This window comes from Novosphingobium endophyticum (genome assembly GCF_014640675.1).
GTDB lineage: Bacteria > Pseudomonadota > Alphaproteobacteria > Sphingomonadales > Sphingomonadaceae > Novosphingobium > Novosphingobium endophyticum.
Genome location: NZ_BMHK01000022.1, coordinates 1 through 16,925, shown reverse-complemented (window position 1 = coordinate 16,925; position 16,925 = coordinate 1). Strand labels below are relative to the sequence as shown.

Genomic DNA, 16,925 nt, shown 5'->3' with positions numbered 1-16,925 from the left:
CGTCCGGGCTTGTGCATCAGCATCGGCGAACACGCAATTACTTTACGGCGGTTAACCGCGCCCCGCCCGCAAGCCTTGCCGCTTCGACAAGCGCACCCAGCGCGCGCGGCGCAAAGACGATGCCGGCGAACATGGCCGGCGCGATCATCGCCCCCCAATAGAAGTTGTCCCACCGTCCGGCGAGCATGAAAGCCGCGCCATAACCCGCGCTCAGCAGGAAGCCGAAAGTTCCCGCGCGCGAATTCCAACCCAGCCAGCCGAACGTCATCAGCACCACCGCCGGCCCCGCCAGCCAGTGCGGCAGCCAGCGCAAGTTGCTGGACTGCACGACGTTGGCGAGCCAGCCCGGCAGGCCGCGCAGCACCAGCCAGGGCGCCGAATGCGGATCGCTCGGCAGAACGTCCTGGGCGACGATGGCGAGGTGCCAGGCAAGACCGGCGAGGAACAGTACGACGAGCGCCAGCCAGGCCGCCCCCTCGCGCCAGTTGCGATAATAAAGCGCGGTCGCCGCCATGAGCAGGACGAAGGGCAGCGTATGCTCGCGGATCGCCAGTGCCAGCGCGGCGGCGAGGAATGCGCCGATCCAGCGCCCGCCATGATCCCTCGTCCCGATCCGGTGCAGGCCGAAGGACAGCGCGATCAGCATGCCCGCCCAAAGTTCATGCAAGGGAAAGAAGTGGCGATTGAGGCCAAGCGCGGCGGCTACGGCGACCATGGCCGTCGCCCTTGCCGACAGCCGTCCAAGCGCGGGATCCTCGCGAAACTTGCGCCACCACGCGGCAATCACGCCCAGCATGAGCGCGATCGCGGCCGCCATCTGCCCGAAGCTGCCCAGCCAGGCGTCAATATAAGCAAGCGTCGGCAGCCGCACGGCCAGGCCGGGGTTTACGGGATAGCGGCGGGCTCGCTGCTCGGAGACGATGAAATCGTAGTAGCTCTCACCCTGCCGGATCCGCTCGATGGCGACCTTATAGAGCGCGATGTCCTCGTCGTAATCGGCGGCCACCGCGTCTGCGGCCTGCCGCGCTTCGACGGAACCTTCCGATCCGGCGGGCCTGCCGACGGGTACGAGGGCTGAAGCCGTCAGCAGCAGTGCCAGCACCGCGAGCGCGATGCGCGCGACAAACGGCGGCAGGCCAGCTAGCCGAGAATGCTCCAGTACGTGACCGCCCATGCGGCAATGCCCCCAGCAATTGCGGCAAGAGCATAGCGCGCCCAATGGTTACTATCGGGTTTACCCGAACCTTCCCGCGCTACCCTTCGCCGCCAGATGAGGTCGACTTCGGGCAATGGCGCCTGTTCGGGCGCGCCTCCCTTGGGCGGGAATTTCTCCTCGATCCGGCGGACGAGGTCGGGCAGACGCGCGAGCACGCCCAGATCCTCGCGCAGGCGGTCGGCGATCTTGGCCTCGGGGCCCAGTTCGTCGCGAATCCAGCTTTGCACGAAGGGGCCGGAGACATCCCACATGTTGATGTCGGGATCGAGCGCGGTCGCCAGTCCCTCGACCATGACCATGGTCTTCTGCAGCAGCAGGAGGTGCGGCTGGACCTGCATGTCGAAATCGCGGGTGATGGCGAAGAGCCCGTCGAGCATCTGTCCCACCGAAAGCTCAGACACCGGCTTGCCGCGCATCGGCTCGCCCACCGCGCGAAGGGCCGTCGCGAACTCCTCGATCGTGTGATAGGCGGGCACGTATTGCGCCTCGAAATGGATTTCGGCGACGCGGCGGTAATTGCCGGTGGTGAGGCCATAGAGGATTTCCGCCAGCCACAGCCGCGCCTGGCGGTTGATGCGGCCCATGATGCCGAAATCGATGGCAACGATGGTGCCGTCGGCGCGCACGAACAGGTTTCCCTGGTGCATGTCGGCATGGAAGAAACCGCCCGAGATCGCCTGCGTCAGAAACGTCAGCACCAGCTTGCGCGCCAGCGCCGGCATGTCGTGCCCGGCGGCGCGCAGGGCGTCGAGATCGCTCATCCTGACACCGTCGATCCATTCGACCGTCAGTACCGAGCCATTGGTGCGATCCCAGTCGATGTCGGGGATGCGATAGCCCTCGATCCCCTTCATCGATTCGGCGAGTTCGGAAGCCGATGCCGCCTCGCGCCGCAAGTCCAGCTCGCGCACGGTCCAGCGCTTGAGGTTGTCGATAACCGCGCGCGGGCGAAGCCGTGCCGCCTCTCCGCCCAGCGCCTCGAGATGCGCGGCGGCCCATTCGTAAGTGCCGACATCGCGGGCAAAGCGTTCACGGATGCGTGGGCGCAGGACCTTTACCGCGACCTGCCGCCCGTCGGTCGTCACCGCGCGGTGGACTTGCGCGATCGAGGCCGCGCCGACCGGCTCCTCCTCGAAGGAGGCGAACAGGACATCGAGCGGCCGGCCGAAACTCTCCTCGATACGCTCGCGGATCAGTCCGAAGTCGACCGGCGGGAGGCTGTCCTGCAACGCCAGCAGGTTGCGCGCGGGGCCTTCGCCGACCAGATCGGGGCGGGTCGCCAGCGCCTGCCCCAGCTTGATCGCCGCCGGACCGACTTCCTGAAAGGCGCCCGCGTAATCCGGTTCCCGTGGCTGGCGCGTGCCAAAGCGGGCGATACGGCACAGCCGCTTGACCTGCGCGGGCGCATTGCGGTCCCTTTCGATTCCCCGCAGCGCCCCGTGGCGCGCCAGAACGCGGCCCCACTTGAGCAGGCGCAGGATGTGGATGGCGGGATGGGTCAAAGCACAACCTCGCGCCGCCAGGCCGCGAGACAGCCTTCTCCCCTCTCGCTGGCGGGAGGGGCCGGGGGAGGGCATGTTGTCGTGCGTAAACCGGTCGCCAGATCGAGAGCGGACACTCCCTCCCCCTGTCTCCCCTCCCGCCAGCGGGAGGGGAGACAGGGGGCTTCGCTGCTTCGCGCGAAGGTCGCTCTCACACCTTCCACCCCGAATGGATCGCCACCAGCCCGCCCATGATCGGCTCGACCCTGGTATGCTTGAACCCCGCCTCACGGATCATGCGCTCGAACTCGGGCATCGGCGGGAAGCGGCGGATCGATTCGACGAGGTAACGATAGGAGTCCGCGTTCCCCGCGATCGCTTTGCCGATCCGGGGCACGAGGTGATGCGAATAGGCATCGTAGATGTCCTTGAACCCCGGCCACTGCGTGGTCGAGAATTCCAGGCAGAAGAACCGCCCGCCGAACCCCAGTACGCGGAATGCCTCGGCAAGCGCCTTGTCGACATGCGTCACGTTGCGGATGCCGAAGGCGATGGTGTAGGCATCGAAGAAGCGGTCCGGGAAAGTCAGCTCCTCGGCATTCTGGCGTGACCAGACGAGGCTGTCGATGCCGCGCTCCATGGCGCGTTCGATCCCGACGTCGAGCATGTCCTGGTTGATGTCGGATACGGTGATCCGCGCGCCCGACTTTTCCATTCGGAACGCGATGTCGCCCGTGCCGCCCGCCATGTCGAGGATCTGCTCACCCGCGCGCGGCTTCACCCGGCGGACGAACTTGTCCTTCCACACGCGGTGCATGCCTGCCGACATGGCATCGTTCATCACGTCGTACTTGCGCGCGACGCTGGAGAAGACCGCGCCGACGCGGCCCTCCTTCTCCTCGGGGGCGACCTCTTCGTAGCCGAAGGAAACGGTTTCGTTCATGGGCGGGGCTTTAGGCCGGTTTGCCCGGCTAGCAAAGGGGCCTGAGGCGGGAAGCGGCGGCTTCTCCGGTCCAGGGTCGATATCGGGGTCATCGTGATCAACCGAGCGGGCTCCCCGGAGTTTTTAAGTAACGAAATTTTTTTATTTTTGTGGTGATCCCTTATCTCAATCAGTCAAGGGTCGCGCAAATCAGCATCATGAGCGGATATTCGCCAGTAAACACGGGGTGGAAAGACCGGCGCGGTGCCGTCTCGGTCCTGAGCGCGCTGTCGCTGCCCTGCATTATCGGTTTCGTCAGCCTCGCGGTCGAAGTGGGGAACGGCTATGCCGTCCACATCCGCAATCAGGCCATCGCCGACACCGCGGCGCTCTCCGCCGCGCAAGCATATCTGGTCAACGAGAAGAATGCGGAATGGGAAGGCGCGGCCAGGGAAGCCGTGGCTGCGGCCGGGCTTTCCGCCGATGCGGTCGCCCCGGCCCTGGTCGATTCTCCCGACGGCAGCGGCGCCCAGGCGATCAAGGCCGTCGTCACCACGCAGCAGCCCTACTTCTTCAGCCGCATGTTCAACCTGGGCAGCAGCTTCACCATCAGGGCCGCCGCCTATGCCAAGCTGCCCGGCGAGACCGCACCCTGCATCATAGCGCTGGCACAGGGTTCCCTGAACGGCGTCGAGGCCGCGCGCGGCTCCGGCATCGACGCGGCGGACTGCGCGATCCACACCAACGCCAACGTTTACGCGTCGGGCAGTTCGTCGATCTCCTCCAACAGCATCAGCGCCCACGGAACCATATCCAGACCGCCCAACGAAAGCGCGATCACGGCCTCGCTGATGGGCGAAGGCGCCGATGTCGTGAGCGATCCGCTCGCGGGCAACGCAGCCATTGCTACAGCGCTATCCACCACTGGGACGTATACCGCGGTCCAGCTTCCCCACATCGCCCCTGTACCGACCGTTTCCGCATCATGCAGCAATGCGCGGTTCGAGCGGACATGGTGGCCGGCAAACGGCTATTTCTACAAGAACGGCGGAACCTCGATCGGCGCCACGCTGGAAGGGGACACCTGGGTCTTCCCCGCCGGAACCTACGAATTCGACGATCTTTCGGTCGGCGAGAAGATCGCGTTCGACGGCCCGACGACGATCAATGTCAACAAGTCCATCACCATGGTCTGGCCGAGCATCACGATTCGCGGCGACGGTGTCGTCAATGTCGGCAAGAACGTGGAGAACGTCGCCGGTCTCACGATAACCGGCAACGGCATCGTCAATGTCGGTGGAAACGCCGCGTTCGGCGGGTGGGGAGACGGCCTGAAAATCGGAGGCAGTGCCGAACTCAACGTCGCCGGCAATGTGAGCACCGGCGCCGGCTTCTCACTGGGCGACGGCGGCTCAGCCACCGTCAACATCGCCGGGAACCTGACGGTATCGAACTACTTCATCTCCGGCGACGGCGACCTTGCCGTGGCCGGCCGCACGACCGTGCAGGGCAGCGCCAGGACGACCGTCGGCAATGGCCGTCATTACTTCGGCCCGATCGAGACCGCGGGCTCAACCGCGCTGACGGTAGGCGACGGCGATACCGACGTGAACGGCAAGCTGACCGTGGGCGACAGTTCCACCGTGCGCTTCGGCGATGGCGCTTTCGCCATCGTCAAGGACGTCTCGGGCGACGGTCTGGCCATCCAGGTCGGCGGGTCTTCCAGCCTGGCGTTCGGATCCGGCCCCTTCAGCGCAAACGGCGGCATCAAGGCGTCGGGCACCGTCACTTTCGGGGCGACGGCAAGCCACTACATCAACGGCGATCTCGTACTCGGCAACAATACCACGTTCGGCGCGGGGGCCTACTACATCAACGGAGGCCTGACCAACGCGACCGCCGGCAGCATGACCGGCACGGATGTCAGCTTCATCCTGGCGGGACACGTGACGATCAGCGGCGCGGCCGCGCTCAACCTCACCGCCGCGACGACCAGTTCCACCGGCGCGCTCAAGGAGATGCTGATCGTCACCACCGACAGCCGGGACACGGTCATCGAAGGCGCCGGCGGCAGCGTGCTGTCCGGCATCATCTACGTTCCCAATTCGGCCCTGGAGGTCCGCTACGGCGGTACGCTCAGCGGCGGAGGCAAGTGCTGGAGCCTCGTTGCGCAGACGGTCTACGTCCATGACGGGGCCGGCGCCGCGACATCCGCATGTTCCGCGCTTTCCGACGGGAGCGGCGGCGCTTCCACATCGATTTCACTGGTACGATGACCATGACGAAAGACACGATTCTTTCCCTTCGCGACGATCGCCGGGGCGTCGCCATCATCGAGTTCGCGCTGTGGGCCAGCGTGATCTTCGTCGTCCTCCTGGTCAGCGCCGACTTCGCGATGTTCTCCTTGTACAAGGCGCGCCTGGGACGCGCCGTCAGCGCCGCGTCGCTTGCGGGCTTCAACAGCCGCGAAGCTCCCGACACCGATCAGATCGCCCGCTATGTGACCGCAATGGCCGACATTCCGGGGATCACTCCCGAAGTGACCGTGACGTGCAACGGCAATACCGTCTGCGATGCCGGCCTGGCGCAATGCGGCTGCATATCGCTGAGCGACGGCAGCTTCTCGGCGGCGCATTCGTGTGGCACCTCCTGTCCGTCGGGCGCGCTTTCGGGCAAGTTCCTGACCATTTCCGCGCGGGCCACCTATCGCCATGTCGTCATGCCCAATCCTTGGCTGGAGGGAAGAGTGATGACCGCGACCACGACGGTCCGCCTGTGATGCCGCGCCGGCTTCTGCGCGAGCGGCGGGGCGTGACGGCGGTGGAGTTCGCCATCATCGCGCCGGTGCTGCTGCTCTTCATATTCGGGATCATCGAGACAGGCCGCATGATGTGGACCTGGCAGGCCCTGCAGGAGGCCGCCTATGCCACGGCGCGGTGCGTCGCCATCGGCGACACGCGATGCGCCACCGACGAACAGGTCAGGCAATACGTGATCGACCGCCTTGCCGGCTCGCGGATCGGCCTTGCCACATCGGACGTCTCTATCGCGAGCACCGCGACATGCAACGGACTGAGCGGCATGTCCCGCGTCGCATTGACCTTGCCCTACGAGGCCCCGCTGGGCGGCCTGTTTCCGGGCTTTCCGTCGGAACTGACGGTGTCGGGCTGCATGCCGGCACAGGGAGGGTGAGCGCTGCCATGGCCCTGCCCGTTCCTCGCAACGGGGAGGATCTGATGACACCCCGCGCTATTGCCGCTAACGCACCCGCAAATGCCCGAGCTTCCCGAAGTCGAAACCACCGTGCGCGGCCTGGCGCGCTATCTCGAAGGCGAGCGCATCGCGCGCATCGCGGTCAACCGGCCGGATCTCAGGCGCCCCTTCCCGCCCGATCTGGTCCAGGCGCTGACTGGCGCGCTGGTCGTTTCGCTCGGACGACGGGCCAAGTACGGCCTCATCCACGCCGACCGGGGGCAGACCATGGTCTTCCACCTTGGCATGTCGGGCCGCTGGCGGATCGAGCCGGAAAGCCCCGACCGGCACGACCATCTCGTGATCGAGACGGGAAGCGGCCATGTCCTCGCCCTCAACGACGCACGGCGCTTTGGCTCGGTCGATCTGGTGTCGACCGAAGGGCTGACGGCATGGGGTCCCTTCGCCGGCATGGGCCCCGAGCCCCTGGGAGACGGACTGACGCCGCGGCACTTGCGCGCCGCCTTCTCCGGCCGCACGGCGCCGATCAAGCAGCTTCTGCTCGACCAGCGGATCGTGGCCGGGCTCGGCAACATATATGTGTGCGAAGCCCTGTTCCGTTCGGGCATCCGCCCCGACAAGCCGGCGGGCCGCGTCGCCCTGTCCGCGCTCGGCCGTCTGGTCCCGGCGATCCGCGCGGTTCTCACCGAATCGATCGCGGCGGGCGGCTCCACTATCCGCGACTATGCCCAGCCCTCGGGCGAACTCGGCTACTTCGCCGCCGCCTGGCAGGTCTATGGCCGCGAAGGCCAGCCTTGCGGATGTGGCGCCCCGGTGTTGCGCATGGCCCAGGGCGGGCGCAGCACGTTCTGGTGTCGAAAATGCCAGAAATAGGCGGTTTCGAGCCGGTCAGCCACCTTGACGCAAGGCCCGCCTGCCGCTAAGGGCCGCGCTTTCCGGCGAGTCCGCTCGCCATTCACGAGATTCGACAGGCAATTGGGCCGCGAGGCGGCCAGACAGAGGAACGACATGGCCAACACGCCGCAAGCCCGCAAGCGCATCCGCCGCAACGAACGCCGCGCCGAGATCAACATCACCCGCATGAGCCGCATCCGCACTTTCGTGAAGAAGGTGGAATCGGCCATCGCCGGTGGGGACAAGACTGCCGCAGCCGATGCGCTCAAGGCCGCTCAGCCCGAGCTGGCGCGCGGCGTTGCCCGCGGTGTGCTCCACAAGAACACTGCCGCGCGCAAGATGTCGCGCCTTTCGAAGCGCGTCGCCTCCCTCTGAACTTCCGAATCGCAGGGCGCGAGAATCGATTCGCGCGCACTGTCATAAGGACGAAACAGGAACGGGGCCGGAGAGTCGATCTCCGGCCCCGTTCCTGTTTCATGCCGCACCGCAGCATGGCCGTCCACAAAGCGCGGAATACCTGCGATTCGGTATATCAACTTCTGCAACTGACTGATTTTTAAGGCGGAAATTTTCCCCCGTAAAATTTCGGCGGAGTTGCGTGAGTCAACCGACATTATTTTATTTATTTGGTTGGCCGCGTCTTGCCTGTCCGGCCAAGGCGTCTTTAGAAAGGCGTCGGCCGTTGCGGAACGGGCCGGGGAACATCGATTAGCAGGCGAGATACCTGCTGCAAACACCGGTTTGCAGCAGAGGACTCGTTTACGCCGGAATCGTGTGGAAAACGGATTGTTCCGCAAGTCTCGGGGGGCCGGATGCGGACAAGGGGAGTTCGACCGTTGACAGGTAATTCGACTGGGCGAGGGGCTGGCGCAGGTCATGGCGTGCACCACATCATAAAGAAGTCAAAGGCGGACAAAGCGGTAATGGAAGAGGATCAGGAAGCCGTGAATCTGGCGGCGGACTGGGCCGACATCAGCCAGGGCCTGCGCAAGGACCTGGGGCACCAGGCTCACAGCCAGTGGATCAAGCCGATCCAGCCCGGCAACTACTGCAAGGAAACGGGCACGCTCGACCTTTACCTGCCGACCGAATTTTCGGCCAACTGGGTGAACGACCGCTTCGCGGACCGTCTCTCGCTGGCGTGGAAGATCTCGCGGCCGGACGTGCGTCATGTGCGCATCCTGGTCCACCCGGGCCGCCGCCAGCTTCCCGAGCTGCGTCTCGGCCACGGCGGCCGTCCCAGCGGCGCGCCGGCCAACGATTCGGCACAAGGCGTGGCCGATCCGATCTCGGCCGCACTGGCCGGCGATTCCTTCGCCGCGCTCGGCCAGGGCACCGCCGGCATCGATGCCTCGCAGACTTTCACGACTTTCGTCACCGGCACCGCCAACGTGCTGGCCTTCAATGCCGCGCAGCGCATGGCGGCAAGCGAAAAGCCGCAGTTCTCGCCGCTCTATCTCAAGGCGGCGACGGGCCAGGGCAAGACGCACCTGCTCCACGCGATCGGGCACGCATATCTTGCAAGCCACCCGCATGCCCGGATCTTCTACTGCTCGGCCGAGCGCTTCATGGTCGAGTTCGTCCAGGCCCTGCGCCAGAACCAGATGATCGAGTTCAAGGCACGCCTGCGCGGCTTCGACCTGCTGCTGGTGGACGACATCCAGTTCATCATCGGCAAGGCCAGCGCACAGGAAGAACTGCTCTATACGATCGACGCGCTGCTCAATGAGGGCAAGCGGCTGGTGTTCGCCGCGGACCGCGCGCCGCAGGCGCTCGACGGCGTCGAGCCCCGCCTGCTCTCGCGCCTCTCGATGGGCCTTGTCGCCGACATCATGCCCGCCGACATCGAACTGCGCCGTTCGATCCTGGAGAACCGCCTGCAGCGCTTCGCCTCGGTCGACGTCCCGGCCGATGTCATCGAGTTCCTGGCGCGGACCATCAACCGCAACGTGCGTGAACTCGTCGGCGGCCTCAACAAGCTGATCGCCTATGCCCAGCTTACCGGCCAGGCCGTCTCGCTGCAGCTTGCCGAGGAACAGCTTACCGACATCCTCTCGGCGAACCGCCGCCGGATCACCATTGACGAGATCCAGCGCACCGTCTGCCAGTTCTACCGCATCGACCGCACCGAGATGAGCTCCAAGCGCCGCGCCCGCGCCGTCGTGCGCCCTCGCCAGGTGGCCATGTACCTCGCCAAGGTGCTCACCCCGCGCTCCTATCCCGAAATCGGCCGCAAATTCGGCGGACGCGATCACTCGACGGTGATCCACGCGGTGCGCCTGATCGAGGAACTGCGGACCCGCGATGCCGACATGGACGGTGACGTCCGCTCGCTCCTGCGCCAGCTCGAAAGCTGAGGTTCTGCCGGGGGATCCCCGGCCTGCACACAGTCTTGTCCACAACGGGCGCGAGAGGGACCGGCCTTCTCGCGCCCGTCGTGTGACCATTTGGCGGTGCCTTCTCCGCGATGCCGGGCGTTAAAGATCTTTAACTTGCCGGTTGCTTGCCGCGTACAGCACTATTGGCGAGACTGGTACAATCGCCCGCCGACACGATTGATAGTCTGTCACGCGGGTAGATCCCGCAGGACGCGCCGGCCAGACCCGGACCAGGGCGGTCTGCCGCAAATCCTGCCGGCAATGCCAAGGGTTTCTCGCAATAAATTAGTACCTTGCGCGCAAAAATTAACGATTGACTAAGGACATCTACTTAGACTTGCGGATCGAAACGACATCTCTGCGACAATGATAAAAAAGGCACCGCGATGCGCTTCTACAAAGCCACGGCCTTTCTGTTCCCGAGACACTACGAACGGCGGATATTGCTCGTCTGCCTCGTCACGGCGCTGATCCCGCTGACCGCTTGCATCGTTCTTCAGGCCACTACGGGCGCATGGAACATCCCCACGCTGACGACGCTCTTCGTCGCAACGCTTGTCGCCGCCGCGCTGGGCCTCGCCGCGATCCACGCCCTGCTCTCGCCGATTGGCCATGCCGTGACGGTTCTCGATGCCGTGCGCGGCGGACACCCCTTTGTCGACCTGCCCGAATGCGGCGATGACCTCGTCGGCCGGCTGTTCAGGGGTGCCGCCGCCGCAGCCAGCGAGGCGGCCGGCCGGATCGAAAGCCGCCTCGAGGCCACCGAGCGCGATCCCCTCACCGGCCTCCGCAACCGGAGCGGCTTCCTCGATTCGGCGGAGAGCCTCCTGCTCGGCACCGGAAACGCGGTGGTGGCGCTGGTCGACGTCGACCATTTCAAGCTGATCAATGAACAGTTCGGCCGCGCCGCCAGCGATTCGCTGCTCAAGGGGCTGGCCATGCGCCTTGAGGACAGCCTGCGCCGCACGGACATCGCAGCACGCTGGGGCGGCGAGGAGTTCGCGGTGCTGTTTCCCGACACGCAGCTCGACGAGGCGCGTCTGGTGATGGAACGCCTGCGCGCATCGGTCGCGCTCGACAGCGAGTTCGGCCTTGAGGGCTGGCCCGTCACCTTCTCGTGCGGGCTCGCTTCGCTGCGCACCTTCGCCGATCTGGGCGACGCCACGCACCGGGCGGAAGCCGCGCTCCACATCGCCAAGGAAAGCGGGCGCAACCGCGTCCAGATCGCGCGCGGGGAAAACGCCTGACGCAATGGCGAAGTTTTATCTCCCCTCCTCTTCCGAGGACGGGGTCAGGGGGGCGGTGACGATGCGCTGCGTCGCTCGCAGAGCGATCAGGGACACCGGCGCAAGCACCGCCCCCCAAACGCCTTACGTTCTTCCCCCGGCCCCTCTCCTGCTCTAAGCGGGGCCGCATGAGTCCCGCCAACGTCCTGCTGCCCGCCACGTTCGGGCAGGCCGCCCTTCGAGGCATCCGCTGCACCTGCCCGCGCTGCGGAGAGGCACGGCTGTTCCGCAAGTGGCTGAAGCCGCTCGAAACCTGCCCGCGCTGCGGCGTCGACTGGAGCCCGCAGCGCGCCGACGACTTTCCCGCCTACATCGCGATCCTTGTCACCGGACATCTGCTGGCACCGCTCGTGATCGCGCTGGCGACAGATTTCGAACTCGGCCCGGCGGCCATGTTTTCGATCATCGTCCCGCTTGCCGTGGCGATGATGCTGGGCATGCTCCAGCCCGCCAAGGGCGCGGTGATCGCGGCGCAGTGGTGGTTCGGGCTGCACGGGTTCCGCCGGGAACGGCTGCCGGAAGCTCCCGGTTCGAACCCGGACCGCCCATGACCCTCTCACCCGACAGGCTGGAACGATATGCCCGGCACATCGTGCTGCCGGAAGTCGGCGGCAGCGGCCAGGCGGCGCTGGCCCGCGCGCACGTGGTGCTTGTCGGCTGCGGCGGGATAGGAAGTCCATCCCTCCAGTATCTCGCCGCAGCCGGCATAGGCCGACTGACGCTGGTGGATGACGACGTCATCGACCTCAGCAACCTTCAGCGCCAGACGATTTACACGCCGTCGGATATCGGCAAGCCCAAGGCGGAAACGGCTGCCGATTGGGTGCGGCGTTTTGATCTTGGCCTGGAAGTGCGCGCAGTCGTCGGTCGGGCGGGGGTAGAAAACGTTGCGCAGACTCTCTCCGGCGCAACCCTTGTACTGGACGGGTGTGACAATTTCGCGACGCGCCTTCTGGTGTCAGATGCTTGCGTGAAACTGGGGATCCCGCTGACGAGCGCGGCGATCGGGCGCTTCCAGGGGCAAGTCGCCAACTTTGCCGGGCACCTGGCGGACCAGCCCTGCTACCGCTGCTTCGTGGGCGATGCCTTCGACGCCGACGATTGCGATACCTGCGCGGCGGACGGTGTTCTGGGCGCCATGGCGGGGATGATCGGCACTTTCGCGGCGATGCATGCCATTCGCGTGCTGCTGGCGGGCCATGCCGCGCTGGGCGATCCGCAGTTCGGCACGCTGCACATGTTCAACGGACTGGCCCCCTCGATGCGTCCCCTGCGGATCGCAAAGGATCCGGGGTGCAAGGGATGCGGCACGGCGGCTGAAGGGGATTGATCTCACGCCCCCGCGCGAGAACTATAGCGAAATGCGCAAAATCAGAGTCAGGTCGATGCAGATTAAGCGCACGATGCTCTAAGCCCGCCCTGCCAGCATCTCATCCACCCACGCCGGCACCACTGCGGTCGCAGGACCATGGCGCGCCTCGTTGAACCACAGCGTGCCTTGCGAAGGTTCGAGATTGAGCTCGAGCGTCGCCGCGCCGAGATCGCGCGCGTCGCGCACGAAACCGGCTGCCGGGTAGACCGCGCCCGACGTACCGATGGAGACGAACAGGTCCGCCTCGCGCAGGGCCACATGGATCTCGTCCATATGGTAAGGTATCTCCCCGAACCAGACGACATCGGGCCTCAGCGCCGCCTCGCCGCATTGCGGGCACGGTGGACGCTGGATCAACGCCCCCGTCCACGGTGAACGCTCATCGCAGGCGAGACACCATGCGTTGAGATGCGTCCCGTGCATGTGCAGCACGCGCTTTGCCCCTGCCCGCTCGTGCAGGTCATCGACGTTCTGGGTCACGATCAGCAAGCCACCCGGCCATTCGGCGTCAAGCCGGGCCAGCGCGTGGTGCGCGGCATTGGGCTGCCTAGTCTGAATCGCTTCGCGCCGCATGTCGTAGAAGCGCAGCACGAGATCGGGATCGCGTTCGAAGGCCTCGGGCGTGGCGACATCCTCCACCCGGTGCTGCTCCCACAGCCCGCCGGCATCGCGGAAGGTGTCGATGCCGCTCTCTGCGGAAACCCCGGCACCGGTGAGGATGACGATGTTGCGGATTTTGCCCAAACCTGACCTCATTTCGCCATGCTGAACTTGTTTCGGCATCCATCGTGCCCCACAGACTGTCCGAACGAATGACGCACAATGGGCCCTGAAACAAGTTCAGGGTGACGAGAAGGGTTGGAGTCGTGGCACGGATCGGAATCATCGGCAGCGAGGGACGCATGGGCCGCGCCATCGCGGAGGCCATCGCGGCGGCGGGCGAGACGCTGGCAGGCGGCACCGACAAGGGTGGCGACGTAGCAACGCTCGCGGGCAAGTGCGACGTGCTCATCGACTTCTCCAGCCCCGCCGCGCTCGAAGGCAATCTCGAGGCGGCCATGGCGGCCAACCTGCCTATCGTCATTGGCACCACCGGCCTTGAGGAACGCCACCACTGGCTGATCGACAGCGCGGCCGAGACGATCCCCGTGCTCCAGACCGGCAATACCTCGCTGGGCGTCACGCTGCTGGCCCACCTCGTGCGTGAAGCCGCGAGCCGGCTCGGTGAGGAATGGGACATCGAGATCGTCGAGACCCACCACCGCATGAAAGTGGACGCCCCTTCGGGTACGGCGCTGCTGCTCGGCGAAGCGGCGGCGAAGGGCCGGGGCATCTCGCTCGCCGACAGCTCCGAGCGCGGCCGCGACGGCATCACCGGCAAGCGCGAAACCGGCACGATCGGTTTCGCGGCGCTGCGCGGCGGCACCGTGGCTGGCGACCACACGGTCCACTTCCTCGCCGACAACGAGCGCCTCGCCCTCTCGCACCTCGCCGAGAACCGGGGCATTTTCGCCAAGGGTGCGGTCAAGGCGGCGCAGTGGCTGCTGGGCAAGGGGCCGGGACGCTACACCATGCCCGAGGTGCTGGGGCTTTGAAGAAGGCCGACGTTTTCGAATTCTTCCGCCGTCTCGCCGAACTGAACCCCTCCCCCGAGACGGAGCTGGAATTCGGCAATACCTACCAGCTTCTCGTCGCCGTCGTGCTTTCGGCGCAGGCGACCGACATCGGCGTGAACAAGGCCACGCGGGCGCTGTTTCGCGAAGTGAAGACGCCCGCGCAGATGCTCGATCTCGGCGAGGAGAAACTGAAAGCGCACATCAAGACCATCGGCCTGTTCAATTCCAAGGCGAAAAACGTCATCGCCCTCTCCGAAATCCTCGTGGAACGCTACGGCGGCGAAGTTCCGGATGACCGTGATGCGCTGGTCGCGCTGCCCGGCGTGGGCCGCAAGACCGCCAACGTCGTGATGAACTGCGCTTTTGGAGCCGAGACCTTCGCGGTCGACACGCACATCTTCCGCGTCGGCAACCGCACCGGGCTCGCCAGGGGCAAGACCCCGCGGGCGGTGGAAAAGCAGCTTGAAAAGAATGTGCCCGCCCCGTTTCGCGTCGGCGCGCATCACTGGCTGATCCTGCACGGGCGCTATATCTGCAAGGCGCGTACGCCCGAGTGCTGGCGCTGCCCGGTCGTCGATCTGTGCGGCTACCGACACAAGGTGCTGGAACGGACCAGCGGAAAGGCGAAATCCAAGGCCGGGGCCTGATGTCTCCGTCTTCAGGGCAACGACCGACGACCGGGAACTTTTCCGCCCCCGGTTCGTCGGGAACGTAAGGAGGTTGTCATGAAACCCGTCCGCTTGATCGCCTTTTTTGCTGTCCCGCTGACGCTCACCGCCTGCATGCAGGGTGAAACGCGCGAGGCTCCGCCAGTCGAACCCGCCGCCGAAGTGATCGGCGAAGCGCGAAACTGCCTGCCGATCACCCAGTTTTCCAACACCCGGATCCGTGACGACTGGACGATAGACTTCATCGGCGGCGCCGGAAACAACGTCTGGCGCGTCACCCTGCCAAATCGCTGCTCCGGCCTGAAATCGGCGGACAGCTTCACGTACGAAACCTCGCTGAGCCAGCTCTGCAACACCGACATCATCTATCCGCTGCAGCGTTTCGGCAGCGACCTGCGGCGCGGCGCCGGCTGCGGCATGGGACAGTTCGTGCCGGTCAGGCTGGCTCGGTAAGCGGGCTCGATTCTTCGCTGCTGATCGCCGAAATCACCGTCGCGGCGACGAGATCGCCTACCACGTTGAGCGTGGTGCGGCACATGTCGAGGAAGCGGTCGACGCCCAGGATCAGCCCGATCCCCTCCGGCGGCACGCCGACGCTGCCCAGGATCAGCGCGATCACCGGAAGCGAACCCGCTGGCACGCCCGCCGTGCCGATGCCGGCGAGGATGCACACCAGCATGACGAAAAGCTGCTGGCTGAGGTCCAGGTTCACCCCGAAGAACTGCGCGAGGAACAGCACGGTCACGCCTTCGAACATGGCCGTGCCGTTCTGGTTGGCGGTCGCGCCGATGGTCAGCACGAAGCGGGCGACACGGCGGGGCAGCTTCAGCTCCTCGTCGGCGACACGCAGCGCGGTGGGCAGGGTCGCGTTCGAGCTGGCCGTCGAAAAAGCCATGACGCTGGCCTCACGCGTTTCGCGAAAGAAGGCGAGCGGGTTCTTGCGGGCAATGAAGGCAAGCAGCGCCGGGAAGACGCCGAACATCTGCACCGCCAGCGCCAGCAGCACCACCGACACATAGGCGGCAAGCTTGAACAGCAGATCCCACCCGAACTGCGCCGCCAGATTGAACATGAAGCAGAAGATCGCGAAAGGGGCGAGCTGGATGACGATCCCGATCAGCCGCATCGCCACTTCGAAGATGCCCTCGATCCCGTTCTTGAGCGTCGCGGTGCGCGGCGTGCTCACGAGCAGCAGGCCGATGCCGAAGAACAGCGCGAAGAACATCACCGCGAGGATGTCGTTGTTGCTCATCGCGGTGATGACATTGGAGGGAATGAGGTTCAGCACCGCGTCGACGCCGGAGGCCGATTGCGAGGATGCCTGGACTATGCCCCCGGCGGTATCGGCGCCCCGGGCCAACAGGTCCTGCGCCGCCTGCCGGTCGACACCCTGGCCCGGCCGCAGCACGTTGACGAGCAGCAGGCTGAGCGCGACGGCAATGCCCGAGACGATCACGGTGTAAACCAGCGTCGCGATCCCGACTTTCCGCAGCGCCCTGATCTCCCCCATCTCGGCAATGCCGACGACGAGCGCGGAGAACAGCAGCGGGATCACCAGCATGAACAGCAGGCGCAGGAATATCTGCCCGATCGGCCCGGTCACGTAGGTCACGACTGTCGAAACCCACGCGCTGTCGCGAGCGAAAGTGTAGGCCAAAAGGCCCAGCACCAGACCGGCGATAAAGCCAACCAGGATGCGCCACTGCAAGCCGTTATGGCCGACTTCCGGCCGGGCGTCGGTTTGCTCGGTCATTCGTGCTGATCCCTTTTTCCCACGGCGCGTCGTTCCGCCAGCATGAATCCAACGTCTTCACACGAGAGCTTCGTCACCCTGAACCTGTTTCAGGGTCCATTTCTCGATTCAAACCGAAGGTCTGAT

17 protein-coding genes are annotated in these 16,925 nt (G+C 65.6%); 12 read left to right on the top strand and 5 right to left on the bottom strand.

Annotation, left to right across the window (positions count from 1 at the left end; genetic code table 11):
* Positions 1-37: 37 nt before the first annotated feature.
* The 3 genes from IEX32_RS14590 to IEX32_RS14580 all read right to left on the bottom strand — a co-directional run bounded on the left by IEX32_RS14590 (position 38) and on the right by IEX32_RS14580 (position 3,640).
* Positions 38-1,174, bottom strand: a complete 1,137-nt coding sequence (locus tag IEX32_RS14590) for a hypothetical protein (protein ID WP_188772282.1) — start codon at positions 1,172-1,174, stop codon at positions 38-40.
* On the bottom strand, positions 1,141-2,718 hold the full coding sequence (gene ubiB / locus IEX32_RS14585; RefSeq protein ID WP_188772281.1) for a 2-polyprenylphenol 6-hydroxylase: 1,578 nt from the start codon (positions 2,716-2,718) through the stop codon (positions 1,141-1,143). Before ubiB ends, IEX32_RS14590 begins: the two co-directional genes overlap by 34 nt.
* A gap of 190 nt (positions 2,719-2,908) precedes the next feature.
* Complete coding sequence (locus tag IEX32_RS14580; RefSeq protein ID WP_188772280.1) at positions 2,909-3,640, bottom strand: class I SAM-dependent methyltransferase; 732 nt, start codon at positions 3,638-3,640, stop codon at positions 2,909-2,911.
* A 197-nt stretch (positions 3,641-3,837) separates the two neighbouring features.
* Here IEX32_RS14580 and IEX32_RS14575 point away from each other — a divergent pair, with 197 nt between their 5' ends.
* From IEX32_RS14575 to IEX32_RS14535, 9 genes are all read left to right on the top strand, one after another.
* Positions 3,838-5,895, top strand: a complete 2,058-nt coding sequence (locus IEX32_RS14575) for a pilus assembly protein TadG-related protein (protein WP_188772279.1) — start codon at positions 3,838-3,840, stop codon at positions 5,893-5,895.
* On the top strand, positions 5,892-6,398 hold the full coding sequence (locus tag IEX32_RS14570; RefSeq protein WP_188772278.1) for a TadE/TadG family type IV pilus assembly protein: 507 nt from the start codon (positions 5,892-5,894) through the stop codon (positions 6,396-6,398). Before IEX32_RS14575 ends, IEX32_RS14570 begins: the two co-directional genes overlap by 4 nt.
* Positions 6,398-6,811, top strand: a complete 414-nt coding sequence (locus tag IEX32_RS14565; protein WP_188772277.1) for a TadE/TadG family type IV pilus assembly protein — start codon at positions 6,398-6,400, stop codon at positions 6,809-6,811. The genes IEX32_RS14570 and IEX32_RS14565 overlap by 1 nt, the downstream gene beginning before the upstream one ends.
* A gap of 81 nt (positions 6,812-6,892) precedes the next feature.
* Positions 6,893-7,705 (top strand): bifunctional DNA-formamidopyrimidine glycosylase/DNA-(apurinic or apyrimidinic site) lyase, encoded by an 813-nt coding sequence (mutM, locus tag IEX32_RS14560; protein WP_188772276.1) that lies wholly within the window; start codon positions 6,893-6,895, stop codon positions 7,703-7,705.
* Positions 7,706-7,840: 135 nt separating this feature from the next.
* Positions 7,841-8,101, top strand: a complete 261-nt coding sequence (gene rpsT / locus IEX32_RS14555; RefSeq protein WP_188772275.1) for a 30S ribosomal protein S20 — start codon at positions 7,841-7,843, stop codon at positions 8,099-8,101.
* A 548-nt stretch (positions 8,102-8,649) separates the two neighbouring features.
* Complete coding sequence (dnaA, locus tag IEX32_RS14550; protein WP_188772274.1) at positions 8,650-10,083, top strand: chromosomal replication initiator protein DnaA; 1,434 nt, start codon at positions 8,650-8,652, stop codon at positions 10,081-10,083.
* 407 nt (positions 10,084-10,490) lie between these two features.
* Positions 10,491-11,351 carry a GGDEF domain-containing protein gene (locus IEX32_RS14545; RefSeq protein WP_188772273.1) on the top strand — a complete coding sequence of 287 codons (861 nt, stop codon included), beginning with the start codon at positions 10,491-10,493 and terminating at the stop codon, positions 11,349-11,351.
* Between the two features lie 167 nt (positions 11,352-11,518).
* Positions 11,519-11,941 (top strand): DUF983 domain-containing protein, encoded by a 423-nt coding sequence (locus tag IEX32_RS14540; protein ID WP_188772272.1) that lies wholly within the window; start codon positions 11,519-11,521, stop codon positions 11,939-11,941.
* The gene (locus IEX32_RS14535; RefSeq protein WP_188772271.1) at positions 11,938-12,720 is read left to right on the top strand and encodes a HesA/MoeB/ThiF family protein; all 783 of its coding nucleotides are present in this window, start codon (positions 11,938-11,940) and stop codon (positions 12,718-12,720) included. Before IEX32_RS14540 ends, IEX32_RS14535 begins: the two co-directional genes overlap by 4 nt.
* A 78-nt stretch (positions 12,721-12,798) precedes the next feature.
* Here the strand turns inward: IEX32_RS14535 and IEX32_RS14530 are convergent, their stop codons facing one another.
* Positions 12,799-13,506, bottom strand: coding sequence for an NAD-dependent deacylase (locus tag IEX32_RS14530; protein ID WP_188772321.1), 708 nt, complete (start codon positions 13,504-13,506; stop codon positions 12,799-12,801).
* Positions 13,507-13,628: 122 nt separating this feature from the next.
* Here IEX32_RS14530 and dapB point away from each other — a divergent pair, with 122 nt between their 5' ends.
* The 3 genes from dapB to IEX32_RS14515 all read left to right on the top strand — a co-directional run bounded on the left by dapB (position 13,629) and on the right by IEX32_RS14515 (position 15,499).
* Entirely contained in the window at positions 13,629-14,357 is a 729-nt protein-coding gene (gene dapB, locus IEX32_RS14525) for a 4-hydroxy-tetrahydrodipicolinate reductase (protein WP_188772270.1), read from the top strand.
* Positions 14,354-15,025: an endonuclease III gene (gene nth / locus IEX32_RS14520; RefSeq protein WP_188772269.1), complete on the top strand. Its 672-nt coding sequence runs from the start codon at positions 14,354-14,356 to the stop codon at positions 15,023-15,025. Before dapB ends, nth begins: the two co-directional genes overlap by 4 nt.
* A gap of 78 nt (positions 15,026-15,103) precedes the next feature.
* On the top strand, positions 15,104-15,499 hold the full coding sequence (locus tag IEX32_RS14515) for a hypothetical protein (protein ID WP_188772268.1): 396 nt from the start codon (positions 15,104-15,106) through the stop codon (positions 15,497-15,499).
* Here the strand turns inward: IEX32_RS14515 and IEX32_RS14510 are convergent.
* On the bottom strand, positions 15,483-16,799 hold the full coding sequence (locus IEX32_RS14510) for a dicarboxylate/amino acid:cation symporter (protein WP_188772267.1): 1,317 nt from the start codon (positions 16,797-16,799) through the stop codon (positions 15,483-15,485). The genes IEX32_RS14515 and IEX32_RS14510 overlap by 17 nt on opposite strands.
* Positions 16,800-16,925 lie beyond the last annotated feature (126 nt).

Excerpts from the sequence above, each read along its gene's own strand:
- IEX32_RS14590 (WP_188772282.1), bottom strand. The coding sequence starts at position 1,174 with ATGGGCGGTCACGTACTGGAGCATTCTCGGCTAGCTGGCCTGCCGCCG.
- IEX32_RS14580 (WP_188772280.1), bottom strand. The coding sequence starts at position 3,640 with ATGAACGAAACCGTTTCCTTCGGCTACGAAGAGGTCGCCCCCGAGGAG.
- IEX32_RS14575 (WP_188772279.1), top strand. The coding sequence starts at position 3,838 with ATGAGCGGATATTCGCCAGTAAACACGGGGTGGAAAGACCGGCGCGGT.
- IEX32_RS14570 (WP_188772278.1), top strand. The coding sequence starts at position 5,892 with ATGACCATGACGAAAGACACGATTCTTTCCCTTCGCGACGATCGCCGG.
- IEX32_RS14565 (WP_188772277.1), top strand. The coding sequence starts at position 6,398 with ATGCCGCGCCGGCTTCTGCGCGAGCGGCGGGGCGTGACGGCGGTGGAG.
- mutM (WP_188772276.1), top strand. The coding sequence starts at position 6,893 with ATGCCCGAGCTTCCCGAAGTCGAAACCACCGTGCGCGGCCTGGCGCGC.
- rpsT (WP_188772275.1), top strand. The coding sequence starts at position 7,841 with ATGGCCAACACGCCGCAAGCCCGCAAGCGCATCCGCCGCAACGAACGC.
- dnaA (WP_188772274.1), top strand. The coding sequence starts at position 8,650 with ATGGAAGAGGATCAGGAAGCCGTGAATCTGGCGGCGGACTGGGCCGAC.
- IEX32_RS14545 (WP_188772273.1), top strand. The coding sequence starts at position 10,491 with ATGCGCTTCTACAAAGCCACGGCCTTTCTGTTCCCGAGACACTACGAA.
- IEX32_RS14540 (WP_188772272.1), top strand. The coding sequence starts at position 11,519 with ATGAGTCCCGCCAACGTCCTGCTGCCCGCCACGTTCGGGCAGGCCGCC.
- IEX32_RS14535 (WP_188772271.1), top strand. The coding sequence starts at position 11,938 with ATGACCCTCTCACCCGACAGGCTGGAACGATATGCCCGGCACATCGTG.
- IEX32_RS14515 (WP_188772268.1), top strand. The coding sequence starts at position 15,104 with ATGAAACCCGTCCGCTTGATCGCCTTTTTTGCTGTCCCGCTGACGCTC.
- IEX32_RS14510 (WP_188772267.1), bottom strand. The coding sequence starts at position 16,799 with ATGACCGAGCAAACCGACGCCCGGCCGGAAGTCGGCCATAACGGCTTG.